General features: G+C 68.4%; 9 protein-coding genes. 6 read left to right on the top strand and 3 right to left on the bottom strand.

Going from position 1 to position 13,226, the window contains the following annotated elements; translation table 11 throughout:
• Nucleotides 1-36: 36 nt before the first annotated feature.
• On the bottom strand, nucleotides 37-1,215 hold the full coding sequence (locus tag OG978_RS40625; RefSeq protein ID WP_326763257.1) for a peptidoglycan-binding protein: 1,179 nt from the start codon (nucleotides 1,213-1,215) through the stop codon (nucleotides 37-39).
• Between the two features lie 223 nt (nucleotides 1,216-1,438).
• Between OG978_RS40625 and OG978_RS40620 the strand changes: the two genes are divergently transcribed.
• The 3 genes from OG978_RS40620 to OG978_RS40610 all read left to right on the top strand — a co-directional run bounded on the left by OG978_RS40620 (nucleotide 1,439) and on the right by OG978_RS40610 (nucleotide 5,687).
• A complete protein-coding gene (locus tag OG978_RS40620; protein ID WP_326763258.1) occupies nucleotides 1,439-3,148 on the top strand; it encodes a GH25 family lysozyme in 1,710 nt (569 codons plus the stop codon).
• Between the two features lie 497 nt (nucleotides 3,149-3,645).
• Nucleotides 3,646-4,008 carry a hypothetical protein gene (locus OG978_RS40615; RefSeq protein ID WP_326763259.1) on the top strand — a complete coding sequence of 121 codons (363 nt, stop codon included), beginning with the start codon at nucleotides 3,646-3,648 and terminating at the stop codon, nucleotides 4,006-4,008.
• Nucleotides 4,009-5,108: 1,100 nt separating this feature from the next.
• Entirely contained in the window at nucleotides 5,109-5,687 is a 579-nt protein-coding gene (locus OG978_RS40610) for a hypothetical protein (RefSeq protein WP_326763260.1), read from the top strand.
• A gap of 1,023 nt (nucleotides 5,688-6,710) precedes the next feature.
• On the opposite strand, the gene OG978_RS40605 is transcribed toward OG978_RS40610, so the two are convergent.
• Nucleotides 6,711-8,402, bottom strand: coding sequence for an ISAzo13 family transposase (locus OG978_RS40605; protein WP_326763666.1), 1,692 nt, complete (start codon nucleotides 8,400-8,402; stop codon nucleotides 6,711-6,713).
• A 179-nt stretch (nucleotides 8,403-8,581) separates the two neighbouring features.
• On the opposite strand from OG978_RS40605, the gene OG978_RS40600 reads away from it, so the two are divergent.
• Nucleotides 8,582-8,869, top strand: coding sequence for a hypothetical protein (locus tag OG978_RS40600; protein WP_326763261.1), 288 nt, complete (start codon nucleotides 8,582-8,584; stop codon nucleotides 8,867-8,869).
• A gap of 139 nt (nucleotides 8,870-9,008) precedes the next feature.
• Here OG978_RS40600 and OG978_RS40595 read toward each other — a convergent pair whose 3' ends face one another.
• Nucleotides 9,009-10,031: a DNA-directed RNA polymerase subunit alpha gene (locus tag OG978_RS40595; protein ID WP_326763262.1), complete on the bottom strand. Its 1,023-nt coding sequence runs from the start codon at nucleotides 10,029-10,031 to the stop codon at nucleotides 9,009-9,011.
• A gap of 364 nt (nucleotides 10,032-10,395) precedes the next feature.
• Between OG978_RS40595 and OG978_RS40590 the strand changes: the two genes are divergently transcribed.
• Both OG978_RS40590 and fxsT read left to right on the top strand, forming a co-directional pair.
• Complete coding sequence (locus OG978_RS40590) at nucleotides 10,396-10,824, top strand: hypothetical protein (RefSeq protein ID WP_326763263.1); 429 nt, start codon at nucleotides 10,396-10,398, stop codon at nucleotides 10,822-10,824.
• A gap of 77 nt (nucleotides 10,825-10,901) precedes the next feature.
• A complete protein-coding gene (gene fxsT / locus OG978_RS40585; RefSeq protein WP_326763264.1) occupies nucleotides 10,902-13,181 on the top strand; it encodes an FxSxx-COOH system tetratricopeptide repeat protein in 2,280 nt (759 codons plus the stop codon).
• The last annotated feature ends 45 nt before the right edge of the window (nucleotides 13,182-13,226 follow it).

The raw sequence follows: 13,226 nt of genomic DNA, 5'->3' as shown, positions 1-13,226 counted from the left end.
GTCAAGCCATTGCGCCTGGACCGAACAGCACCTGGCTCAGTGGCCGCAGCCGGACATGGGGGTGTCGAGGTACTTCCAGGTCTGGGGTCCGACCTGGCCGTCGGGATTGAGACCGCTACAGCTCTGCACGGCACGTACGGCGACGTCGGTACTTTCTCCGAACTTGCCGTCGACGGTGAGTGTGTAGTCGTAGTTGGAGTTCAGCAGGCACTGGATCTGCTTCACCTTCGAGCCGACCATGCCCTTAGCCATGACCTGGGTGCGGTCCCAGTTGTAGCGGCAGCTGGCGCGGCCGGCGGCGCCGGGCGAGGCGGCCGTACTGGGAGAGGCAGAAGCAGAGGCCGGGGAAGAGGCCTGGTCCTTGGCTGAACTGCTGGGGCGCGGTGGCTTCGTGTTCGTGTCCTCCTCGCCCGTGGAGTCCTGGTCCTTGTCCTTCTTCTCGTCGTCCGGCGGAGTCTTGGTCGGTGCGGTGCTGCTCTTCGGGGGCACGGGGGTTTCGTCGGCCACTGGTTGGTCGTCGCCGGGGCGGTTGTCGCCGCCGGTCTCGGGCTGGGAGACGGCGGAGTCCTTCGTCTCGTGGACCGAGTACCAGCGTCCGACCAGCAGCAGCGCGGCGAGGGCAGCGGCGATCAGCGCGAGGATTTTGATCCTGCTTCGGGGAGCAGCGGCCGGCCTTGCCGGTTCGGCCGGGCCGGGCGTGGATGGTGCGGGAGCCGGGGTGGCCGCTGCGGGTTTCGGAGCTGCGGTGCCAGGAACGGTGTCCGGGACTGTCGGCGGCACGGGGTCCGCGGCTGCCGACGGTGTGGGGTCTGGGGCTGCTGTCGGTGGTGTGGGGTCCGGTGCAAGGGCTGTCGGCGGTGTGGGGTCCGGTACGCCTGGTGCGGAGTCCGCCGGTGCCGGAACGTGCGCTGCTTCGGACGGTGCTTCGTCCTGGGTGTCTGCGGCGCGGCGGGCCTGGTCGGCGGTGTCCCAGAGGCCGAGCAGGGTGTTCTTGTCCAGGCCGCGGCGGGAGCAGAGTCGTTCCACGGCTGCCCGGGGTGGGAACGCGGTGCCTTTGAGGACCCGGTTCCACGAGGAGCGTGAGTAGCCGGTGTCGTGGGTGAAGGCGTCCAGGGAGAGGTTCTTGGATGTCTTGACCTGCCGTAGTGCCTGGAGCAGTGCGGTGACTTCCGGCAGTGGCTGTGCGGGTGAATTGTCGCCTTGGTTGGGTTGCACAGGTCTCCCCCTGGTGCCGATGTGATCGTCGTGTTCCAGAGCCGTTCCTTTTCGCAGGTCAGGGGCCTTGTGGGACGGCCGGGACGGCGCAGTACGGCTGGAATGGCGATCAGGCTACCGGTGGGACGGCGGTACCCCGAATCTTCATCTCGTCGACGCCGCAAAGGCGCCGTGTGAATCGCCCTCCGGATGTGTGCCGGTGGGTCTGACGAGGGGTGAAGTCGTGTGCATCATCAGCAAGAAGACGGGTCTTCAGGCGGGTGCCATGGTGGCGGTCGCGGCCGCCGGATTTGGCCTGATCAGCTACTCCGGCAACGAGCAGGCGCAGGCGAACAGCCCGGCCGCGTACAGCGTGAAGGGCTTCGACACCAGCCACCACAACTCCCACCCGATCCAGTGGTCGGCAGCCGCGAGGGCCGGGTACTCGTTCGTGTTCCAGAAGGCGACCCAGGGCACCGGCTACCGCGACCCGCAGTTCGCCGGTGACTTCGCAGGCGCCTCGCAGGCCGGGCTGATGGCCGCGCCCTACCACTTCTACGACTCCGGTTCCGGCGTGGCCCAGGCCGACCACTTCGTCCGTACGGCCCGGGCCGCCGGCTACGACGGCAAGCGGCCCGGGCAACTTCCCCCGGTGGTCGACCTGGAGAAGATCCGCGGCCGGTGCCCGGCCGGGGTGAACAACACCCAGGTCGCCGCGTTCCTCTCCAAGGCCCGTCAGGCGTTCGGGGTGAACCCCATCGTCTACACCTCGAAGGACTTCGCCGACACCTGCCTGCGCGGCAACACCGGCGCCCTGGCCAACAGCCCGCTGTGGCAGCCCCGCTACGAGAGCGGAACGCGTGAGCCCGCTCCCGTCGGCGGCAGGTACTGGTCGATCTGGCAGTACACCGAGAACGGGACGGTACCCGGCCTGCGGGGCAAAGCCGACATCAACGTCTACAAGGGCACACTGACCCAGCTCCGCGCACTCGCCCACCTCAGCCCCGGCCAGACCCCCACCCGCCCGGGAACAGGTTCGACAACCCCGCCTGCTCCGCCCACGACGCCGCCTGCTCCGTCCACGACGCCATCTGCTCCGTCCACGGCCGTCTGGCCGCTGCTCAAGAACGGGACGCGCGGCGTCAACGTCACCACCGCCCAGCACCTGCTGGCCGCGGGCGGCCAGTCCGTCACCGCCGACGGGATCTACGGCCCGAACACCCGGAACGCCACCGCCGCGTTCCAGCGCTCCCACGGCCTGACCGCCGACGGCATCATCGGCCCGAACACCTGGAACAAGCTGGTCCGCACCGTTGGCCAGGGCTCGAAGGGATCCACGGTGAAGGCGGCCCAGGCGCAGCTGGCCGGGTATGGCAACCGCATCGCGGTCGACGGGGCGTTCGGCCCGGCCACCCAGGCCGCGGCTGCCGCGTTCCAGCGGTCCCACGGCCTGACCGCCGACGGGATCATCGGCCCGAAGACGTGGAACAAGCTCGTCAACGGAACCAAGACGAGCACCCCGACCACGCCTGCCCCGACCACGCCCGCTCCGGCGAACGGTAGGCTGACCCAGCGCCAGGCCCTCACGCAGCTCGCCGCGGCCGGTATCAAGGCCCCGGTCGGGCGGACCTCTTTGGCAGGTGTCCGTGCCCGGACCATCCAGGGCGTCATCGCTCTGAAGAAGGCCAGCGGCTGCACCATCGTCATCACCGGCGGCACCGAGTCCGGCCACAGCACCCGGGGCAACCACTCCCACGCCAACGGTTACAAGCTCGACCTGCGTACCCGTGACGAGGGCCGCTGCGTGACCAACTGGATCAAGACCACCCAGCGCAAGGGCGCCCCGCGGGGCAACGACGCCCGCTGGCACGGCACCCTCAACGGGATCTCCGCCGAGTACGTCTACGAAATCCCCCGCAGCGGCGGCATCCACTGGGACATCACCCTCATCTGATCCCCCTCCAAGTCGACTGACACCTGCGCCACCAACGTCCGGTGGGCGGCACCCCATGCGGGTGCCGCCCACCGGACGTTTCAGACGGGCGTAGCGGCGAGGCCGTGGTCAGGTTCGGGGTCGATGTCGTCGCAGGACCGGGGGTGAGGATGCCGGTGGCCGCAGTGTTGGCGAGGTACTGCGGGGGTGGCTTCGAGCAGCAGCTCGCCGATCGCGTGGGCGTGGGAGGCGAGGTCGTCGACGGTCCGGCGCGGGTGTGGCGAGAACCAGGATCCGTTGGCTGGGCCTGGTGCTCAACGCCGCCGCCAGTCAGATGGGTGGCCCTGGTCCGCGGGTGCCGAACCTGGCTGGTGGGGAGAGGCGTACGGGCGCGGTGGAAGCCGCCGGGCGTACTTCAGGTCCGCTCGAACCGGGGGTTTGTCTCCGGCAGGAGATCAAGAGATCGGTCCTGCTCATACCGTGTGATGTGCCGCACCCCTGCTGAGCAAGGAGTATCTGTGGCCAACAACTTTCAACTCGGTGAGATCCCGCACGGTTTCGCGTTCACCGAGACCGGCGGTCTCATCCACTACAAGCACACCATCATCCTGACCGTGCCGCCGCCCAACGCCGGCCCGTGGGGCGACTGCTGGCTCAGCTTCGGCTGCGCCTGGGCGGACACCAAACTCGGCGTGAGCATCTACACCGGCAGCACCTGGGGCGGTGTCCAGCCCCGGACCGTCCCCGACAACGGCAACCGCCTCGGCGAACGGCTCCCCGCCGGCACCCAGAAAGTCGTCATCGGCCGCATGAAGAAGGACGGCGGAGACTCCGCAGACGACGTGCCTATCAGCTGGCTCCTCGAATACCTCGGAACCTGACACACCCCCACCGGTGCCCCGGCCCGGCCCACCAGCCGGACCGGGGCACCGGCCTGCCCACCGGCCACCGGCCACCGGCCACCGGCCACCGGCCACGGTCCAACTTCTCCCCACGACGAACACCGCCGGCGCCGACACCGGTCCGGCGACACCGCCCTGGACCTCGTCGTTCTCACCCATACCCTTCAGGATGCGCCGCACCGACAGCCCAGGGCCGTGCGCACCAATCCCGACAACCCCATAGAATCACCACTCACCCACCATCAAAAACTGACCCGCAATCAACACCCGAAGGGCCCGAGAGAAACCCTCTCTCGGGCCCTGAAACGTACTCAGAATCCACCCTGCGGGAATCCCATAAAGAATCCCTTGAATCCGAGCAGGAAGAAGGACGAATTTGAGATGAAAAACGATCACGACAGCGACGGGGCGGCCGCCCACGGCACGACCCAGGCCCCGACCACAGCAGGTCACAGATGAGACACTCCCAGGCCAGACCACCCACCACCCCGACCAGCCCGTTCCCGACTGGTTCTCAACCAACCCGCAACACCCCAGCCCACACCACTCCCAGCACATGCTGGCGGGATCGACGCCCCACACGTTCGTCCGGGAGCCCACCGCGATGCGCTTGAGGCTGCCGGAGACGTTCACCCGCGGGTTCGAAGCCCCCTGGTCCCCGGCGTACCGGAAGATTTGATTGCCGCCGTTAACGCGTAGTGCCTTGTTTGCGGTGCTATGCACCGCAGTTGGCGAGCTGGTTGGGCCTATGAACTCGCGCTATCCCACACGGGACCCCGGTCCCAGACCTCTGGCTGACCAGTTCCACATACACCGAAGGGCGCAGGGCGGGCCGTATCCGCCACTTCTTTCGTGTCCGCACGCGGTCGGCAAGAGGATGCACCCGCTCGCACCTTTGTCCTGAAAAGACTGTTCGCCCAGTACGCGCGCTATCAGTTCAATTCATCTGAAGGTGTGCTTTGCATGTATTGCCCGGGCGCGTCGTCGCCGCCGCCGACACCATCCGAAGTGTCGGGCCCCGCCTGCTGTCCAGAGCGGGAACCGGCTCAGCGCGGATCCACCGAAGAGAGGAACCAGTGATGGCGAACGAGTTGCGTTACGGCGACCGGCTGCACCTGCAGAACCTCTATCAGGGCGACGGGGGCTACCTCGACACCAATGGCACTTCCAGCGCGCCAGGGGCCAAGCTGGCAGTTTCCACGGCCCCCACCGCCACGCGCGCGCCGGGCACCGGTACCTGGGAGATCGTCTCCGGTTCCTGCCAGGCCGCCGGCTCCCCGGTGAGGAGTGGCGACATCGTCTACCTGCGCAATCTCTGGGACGGTAACGGCGGCTACCTGGACGTCAACGGCGCAGCCAGTGCTGGCCAGCAGAGCTCTGGTGGCATCTACGACGTCACTACCGCCTGGGGCAAGGACCGCGACGAGAACAGCAGCCGCTGGCAGATCTTCGACACCACCTCCGCGCCCCTGGACGGCCTCGTCCGCTTCAACGACACCGTCCAGCTGTGGAGCACCTACCACAACAGGGGCGGTTTCCTGGACACCAACGACGTCAGCACCGCGACCGGCGCCCGGTACGACGTGGACACCAGCGCCTACTCCAACCGCGCCAACGCCGACGTCGCCTTCTGGAAGGTCCTGCGACCGCAACCCTGACCCCCTCACCCCAGCCAGCCTCACCCCGGCGGCAAACGACACGAAGCCCTGACGGCCTACACGAGCCGTCAGGGCTCCTTCGCACTCGGGCTGGCAGCTCCCCGCTCCCCGCTCCTCACGACAGGCGGAACGAGTCATCAGCCCGTTCGGCGCGTCAGCCAATGGAGGGGGTGGAGTGCCGCCCACCGGGCGTTTCGCGGGCGCGGCAGCACTCAGGTGCCGCACCATCGCTGAGGGAGTGTCAGGCGGGATGGCAGGGCTGTTCCTCGGCGGTGCGGCCACCGGTTCCGAAGGTCCGCCGCGGGGACGGGGCGCCGCCGGGCGAGAACCGAGCACGCCTCGGGCTCGCAGTTCATCGAGGTCGGACAGACGCTCTCCGGGAAGAACATCGAGCAGGTCGGCCTGGGCGGCGCGAATGCTGGGCGCGGGAGCCTGGGGGCCTGCGCCAAGGGCACGGCCGTGGGTGTGCACGGTGACGCGTCGGCCGCCCGTGCCGGCGGGCTGGTGCACGGTGATCGGCGCGCTGGTCATGACTCCAGCGTGCTCCCGGCGCTCCGGTCCTGCCATCGCGGCGGTTTCGTACTCGGTCAGGAAGGGGCACCGAGCGTGCACTTTCGTTCATGGCGGAGGGTGGCCGTGCCCCGGCGCTTAGAGTGCGATCGCGCGGTGTCCCTCTTCGCGGGTTTCCCTCCGGACCAGCTGGCTGGAGGGAGGAAGTGCCTCTCCCGGCCTTGTCGAGGAGGCAGATCATGAAGTGGGACGATGCGCCGGACTACGCCGCGTGGAGCTTCTACCTGAGTGCAGTCGAGTTGCTGCTCGACTTACTCAGTCGGCTCCCGCTGTAGCCCGGCGACCGCTCCGCGGGGCCGTTCCTTCAGGGGACGGCCCCGTTCCTGCGTCTCACGACGACACCGCCGATGCTACGCACGCGGGCACTGCACAGCTACCAACTTCCAGCGAACGGAGTATGCCAGGGGCATACTCCGTTCATTGCCTGGGCTGCGGCTAAGGGCTCGTAAAGAATCAACACGTTGGTTTGGTCTCTGTCGTGAGGGTCGCGCCGTGTGCGGTGGCGTGGACGAGGAGTCCTGCCAGGGTGCTGAGGTGTGCTGCTGGGGGCTGGGGTGTGTGCGCGTGCTGGTCCATCAGTCGTCGGATCTCGCTGGTGGTGTGGCGGATGGTGTCCTTGCTGACGGCGAAGAGGTGGGCCAGCACGGTAGGCGGCAGAGCGAGGTTTTGTTGCAGCACGGTGGCCAGGACCCGGTCGGCCAGGTCGAGTTTGGCTTTGCGGCCGCCGCCCGGGGCCCGGCGCCGGGTGCCGCCGTCGCGTCGGGTGGCCGGGTCCTGTTTCTGCAGCGCCTGCCAGCCAGGGGTCAGGGTCTCGGTCAGCTCGGCCAGTGCGGTGCAGGTCATGCCGGTCAGCGCGGGATGTGACAGGGCACCGCGGTCGAAGACCGCCGCCGGCCCGGGCGTCGGCCTGGTGGGGTCTGCCGGGCTGGCGGGGTGGGGGTGCACGGTGTAGTTCCATTCGCCGTGGAAGGCATGTCCGGTGACCGGCGCCGCGTTCAGCTCGGTGTCGCTGACCTTCACACCGGTGGGATAGGTGCCGGTGTCGAGTTCGGCGTGGACGGTGAGACCGGTGCGGGTGGTGGTCGCGGCGATGGACTGCACGACGACCTCGTGGCTGTTCAGCGCTCTGCCGCGCCAGTTCATGGTGATCGCGGAGAACAGCCGATGCTCCACCTTGTTCCACTTCGATGTGCCCGGCGGCATGTGGCAGACCGTGACGGCCAGGCCGGTCCGGGCGGCGAACGCGGCCAACTCGGTCTTGAAGGCCCGGGTGCGGTAGCCGTTGGAGCCGCCGGCATCGGCAGTGATCAACAGACGTCTGGCCTGCGGGTAGTCGAGGCGTCCTTGCCCGTTCCACCAACGGCGGATCGATTCGACCGCGAAGGCTGCGGTGTCGTGATCCGTACCGACATTCACCCAGCCGGTGTCCGCCGCCAGATCGTAGATGCCATAAGGCAGGGCCTTGCCCAGTGCATCGCTGGGGAAGTCATGGACGTCAACCCGCACGGGTTCACCGGCCGGCCGCCATTGACGTCCCGCATTCTTGAAATCCCCGACGACTTCCTTCTTTTTCGTGTCCACACTGACCACCGGCTCGCCCTCCGCCTGATGGTCCTTGACCTGGTCGTTGATGTACCGGAACTGCGCGTCCCGGTCGGGGTGCTGAGCGCCCTCAAGGGTCTTGGCATTGGCCTGCAGACTGAAACCGTTCTCCCGCAGCAGCCTGCCCACGGTCGGCGCCGACGCGGTATGGCCCTGCCGCGTCAGCTCCCCGGCCAGAGACCGCAGCGACTTGGTCGTCCACCGCAGCGGCGACATCGGATCCCCCCGCTCATCCGGCTCGACCAGCGCCAGCAACGCCGGAACGAGCAGCCGGTCAAGCTTCTCGGCGCTCTTGCGACCGCCGCCGTCCCGGCGGACCCGGCCATCGGGCAGTGGGTCCTCACCGCCCTCCAACTCGAAGACACCCTTCCGCACCGTCGTCTCGCTCACCCCTGCGGCACGCGCGACGGCCCGGACCCCACCGTGCCCCAGCAGCCGGGCCTCGGCGGCCAGCGCCAGCCGCTGCTGCCGCTCATTCAGATGAGGGAACAACACTCCGAATCTCAGGGCAAGTTGGTCACGAACCTCACTCGGTATGCGCATACCACACCAACGACAGGGAGACCGTGAAGCAACGTGTTGATTCTTTACGAGCCCTAAATACGAAACAGGAAACATCCGTAAGCCGCGCCCGCGGCCACGAGCGTGCCATGCAGGCTGAACACATGCCCGCGGCCGCGGAGTCGCGGCCTGAGGGCACCACGGCGACCAGGGAGAAATTCATGCGGATCAGTGCGGGAGACAGTGAGTTCTACCGGTGGCTGCTTCACCACGCCCGGCTGATGAACTGGGACCTCGACGCGGTCGACGAGCTGGACGGTGTCACCGTCCCGCGGCGCCGCTTCTTCCTCGTGTGGGCGTCGATCGCACTAACCAACGGGCTCACTCCCGCGCAGACCGGGCAGCTCGCCCGCGGTCTCGGCGTCACCCCGGACGAGGTGACCAACGCGTACACGCCAGAACTGCGGGCCACCACCATCGACGAACTCAACCAGGCACTCCGGTACTGAGGAGCGGAGCGGCGTTGCACGGACCGGGGTCGTTGGTTGCCTGGCCGTGAAGGCCCCAGCGGGGAAGGGGCGGACGCCCAAGCGGTGGCGCGCATCCGGCGCGGACGGGCGCCAGCGCCGAACCTCGTGAATCGCCCTGTCAATACTGTTCGGTCTCGACGAACCCGGCGTCGGCGTCGTCGCCAGCGCCGAACGCGTCCGCCGCGGCCGTCGGGTCGAATCCGGGCGGGCTGTCCTTGAAAGTCAGGCCCATGCCGGCCAGCTTCGCCTTGACCTCGTCGATCGACTTCGCACCGAAGTTACGGATGTCGAGCAGGTCGGCCTCCGAGCGGCCCACGAGCTCACCCACGGAGTGGATGCCCTCGCGCTTGAGGCAGTTGTACGAACGGACCGTGAGCTCCAGCTCCTCGATCGGCAGCGCGAGGTCAGAGGCGAGGGCGGCGTCCGTCGGGGACGGGCCCATGTCGATGCCTTCGGCGTCGATGTTGAGTTCGCGGGCAAGACCGAACAGCTCGACCAGGGTCTTACCGGCCGAAGCCATGGCGTCACGGGGACGCATGGCCTGCTTGGTCTCGACGTCGACGATCAGCTTGTCGAAGTCGGTGCGCTGCTCGACGCGGGTCGCCTCGACCTTGTACGTGACCTTGAGCACCGGCGAGTAGATGGAGTCGACCGGGATACGGCCGATCTCCTGGCCCGCCTGCTTGTTCTGGACGGCGGAGACGTAGCCGCGACCGCGCTCGACGGTCAGCTCCATCTCCAGCTGGCCCTTGCCGTTCAGCGTGGCCAGGACCAGGTCCGGGTTGTGGACCTCGACACCGGCCGGCGGGGCGATGTCAGCAGCGGTGACCAGGCCGGGGCCCTGCTTGCGCAGGTACATCACGACCGGCTCGTCGTGCTCCGAGGAGACGACCAGCTGCTTGATGTTGAGGATGAGGTCGGTGACGTCCTCCTTGACGCCCGGCACGGTGGTGAACTCGTGCAGGACACCGTCGATCCGGATGCTGGTGACAGCAGCGCCGGGGATCGAGGAGAGGAGCGTACGGCGGAGAGAGTTGCCGAGGGTGTAGCCGAAGCCCGGCTCCAGCGGCTCGATCACGAACCGGGAGCGGAACGCATCGACAACCTCTTCGGTCAACGCGGGACGCTGAGCAATCAGCATAGGGTGCTGCCTCCATTTTTCGGCGCCCGCTATTTGACGCCGTAGACACCGCACGGTATCGGCAATACGACCTCACAAGAGGCCGCACCGCCCGGCTCGGGGCAAAGCACAGATTTCCGCAGGATGGAACGGCGCACAGGAGTGAGTGCGGACCTGGATGCCCTCGGGATGAGCTGGTAGCCGCAGCGCCATCGGCGGGAGGACGGCAGCTGGCACGGATGCGTCGGCGGGGGTGGGCTTTCCTGTTTGGCTGGGGCGAGGGAGCGCTGGGCCGCTACGGTCTCAGTAGAGCTGACGGCACATTGGATTCTCGGCTCTTGAGATTTGAACTGCTTTGTTCATGTGGTCTGTTGCGGGAAGGTCGGTGAGCTTTGTGGCTTCGGCGGGGGTGGCGCGGGTGTGGGTGTGGGTGACGGCGGTGGTGGCGTTCCTGGGAACGGTGGGGCTGGTTTTGGTGGCGGTTCTGGCTGATCTGGACACGGCTGGTCAGGCTGCGAGCGTGGTGGGTTCGATGGTGGCGCTGGTGGCGTTGCTGGTGTCGGTGGTCGCGCTGTTCCGCGGCGGTGGATCCGCGAGCGGGCGCCGTGTGCGTGGTGGTCGTGGTGCGGTCGTGGCCGGTGGTGACATCACGGGCTCCGCTCTCGGAAAGGACTCGAAGGTGACCGGTCCCCGCACCCCGCCGAGGATGGGCTCCTCGCGGCGGGATGGGGATGATGTGCGTGCCGGGCGGGACGGGGTCGCGGCTGGTGGCGACATCACCGACAGTGCCCTGGGTGAGGGAAGCGAGCGGTGAGCCTTTTCCCTCGGGCCCGTCGCGGGCGTAAGTCTGGAGACGGTGCGACTCCCCCAGGGGCGGGGGCGGCGCGCAGAGTGTCCGCTGGGGCAGGTGGGGTCGCGGCGGGCGGGGGGATCACCGGTTCCGCGCTGGGTGACAACAGCCGGGTCACGTATGTGGACAAGCAGTACGTGGCAGAGGCCGGCGTGCCGGTGGGGTGGCCGGTGGTGGTGGGGACGGTGCCGGTGCTGGCGTCCGCGTTCCAGCCGCGCGAGGTACTGCGTCAGGCGGTCGACGAGGCCCGCGGGCACGGCCGGAGCGTCGTGCTGGCGAGTGACACCCCGCACGGTGAGCGGTCGCGGTCCGGTACGCGTGCGTCTGTGCAGGTGATGTCGGGCGGCGGCGGGGTGGGCAAGTCGCAGCTGGCCGCCGCCTACGCCCGTGAAGCGGTCACGGACGGCGCCGATCTGGTGGTGTGGACGCCGGCAACCGATATCCAACAGGTTCTGACCGTCTATGCGCAGGCCGCTGCGCTCGTGCAGGCGCCCGGCCATACCGGCACGGACCTGGAAACGGACGCACGAGCCTTCCTCAGCTGGCTGGCGGCCACCGACCGACGATGGCTGGTCATCCTGGACGACATCACCAACCCGGATGCGATCGAGCCCTGGTGGCCAGACAGCCAGCGCGGCACCGGCTGGACCCTTGCCACCACCCGCCTCAAAGACCCGCGCCTGACCGGCGGCGGCCGGACCCGCATCGACGTCGACGTCTACACCCCAACCGAAGCAACCGACTACCTCACCACCCGCCTCACCCACGACCACAAAGCCCACCTGGCCGACCACCGAGCCCCGGCCCTCGCCGAGGCACTCGGACACCTGCCGCTGGCACTGGGACACGCCGCCGCCTACATGCTTCGCGAGAACACCTCCTGCAGCACCTACCTGGAACAGTTCACCGACCGCGCCACGCACCTGGACAAACTCCTGCCCCACTGGGCCGACGCCGAACGCTACGGCCGGCAGGTCACCACCACCCTGCTCCTCGCCCTCGACGCCACCGACCAGGACCCCCACGGACCCCTGGCCCGCACCGCCCTCCGCATCACCGCCTACCTCGACCCCGCCGGACAACCCGCCGCCCTATGGACCACCAACGCCTTCCTCACCTACCTCATCCAGCAACAGCGCGCCGCCGTCCCGGCTCGGCGGAACCTCGGCCTGCGCCGACGGCGCAGGAGCGCGGTGCGGACCGTCACGGGTGACGAGGCAGCCGCAGCGCTGCGGCTCCTCGACCGGTACGGACTGATCACGTACGACTCCGCCGACAACCCCCGAGCGGTGCGTATCCACGCGCTCACCGCACGCGCCGTGCGCGAGACCACTCCTCAGGACCAGCAGCCGACGACCGCCGTCACCGCCGCCGACACCCTCGTCGAAATATGGCCAGACCCCGACCACACCCAGCGCGAACTGGCCAGCACGCTACGCGCCAACACGGATTCCCTCACCACCCATGCCGGAGAGTCCTTATGGACGCCCGACGCCCACCCCGTGCTCTACCGCACGGGAGCAAGCCTCCTCAATGCTCACCTGCACAGCGCCTCCTCGACGTACTGGGAACACATGGTCGCCGACTGCGAGCGGCTGCTGGGCGACGAACACCCCGACACCCTGGCCGCCCGCGCCAGCCTCGCCGCCTCCTACTGGCAGGCCGGGCGCACCAACGACGCCATCGAAATCGAAGAGCACGTCCTCGCCGAGTACGAGCGACTCCTCGGCAACGAACACCCCCACACCCTGGCCGCCCGCGCCAGCCTCGCCGCCTCCTACCGGCAGGCCGGGCGCACCAACGACGCCATCAACCTGCTCGAACACGTCCTCGCCGAGTACGAGCGACTCCTCGGCAACGAACACCTCGACACCCTGGCCGCCCGCGCCAGCCTCGCCGCCTCCTACCGGCAGGCCGGGCGCACCAACGACGCCATCGAAATCGAAGAGCCCGTCCTCGCCCAATGCGAGCGACTCCTCGGCAACGAACACCCCCACACCCTGAGCGCCCGCGCCAACCTCGCCGCCTCCTACCGGCAGGCCGGGCGCACCAACGACGCCATCGAAATCGAAGAGCCCGTCCTCGCCCAATGCGAGCGACTCCTCGGCAACGAACACCCCGACACCCTGAGCGCCCGCGCCAACCTCGCCGCCTCCTACCGGCAGGCCGGGCGCACCAACGACGCCATCGAAATCGAAGAGCGCGTGCTCGCCGATCGCGAGCGGTTGCTTGGCAACGAACACCCCGACACTTGTTCTGCTCGTGATGCTCTGTCCCGGTGGCGGTCGGCGGGGGATGGTCTTGGGGAGCCTCCGTTGTAAAGAGGGACCGCGAAGATCCTGGTGGGCGGGGCGTCTTTCTGGTCG

The sequence above is a fragment of the Streptomyces sp. NBC_01591 genome (genome assembly GCF_035918155.1).
In the GTDB taxonomy this organism is placed as follows: domain Bacteria; phylum Actinomycetota; class Actinomycetes; order Streptomycetales; family Streptomycetaceae; genus Streptomyces.
This window is presented reverse-complemented; position numbering and strand designations above follow the sequence as displayed.

Coding starts and splice junctions, on each gene's coding strand:
- OG978_RS40610 (WP_326763260.1), top strand. CDS start 5,109: ATGGCGAACGAGTTGCGTTACGGCGACCGGCTGCACCTGCAGAACCTC.
- OG978_RS40605 (WP_326763666.1), bottom strand. CDS start 8,402: ATGCGCATACCGAGTGAGGTTCGTGACCAACTTGCCCTGAGATTCGGA.
- OG978_RS40600 (WP_326763261.1), top strand. CDS start 8,582: ATGCGGATCAGTGCGGGAGACAGTGAGTTCTACCGGTGGCTGCTTCAC.
- OG978_RS40595 (WP_326763262.1), bottom strand. CDS start 10,031: ATGCTGATTGCTCAGCGTCCCGCGTTGACCGAAGAGGTTGTCGATGCG.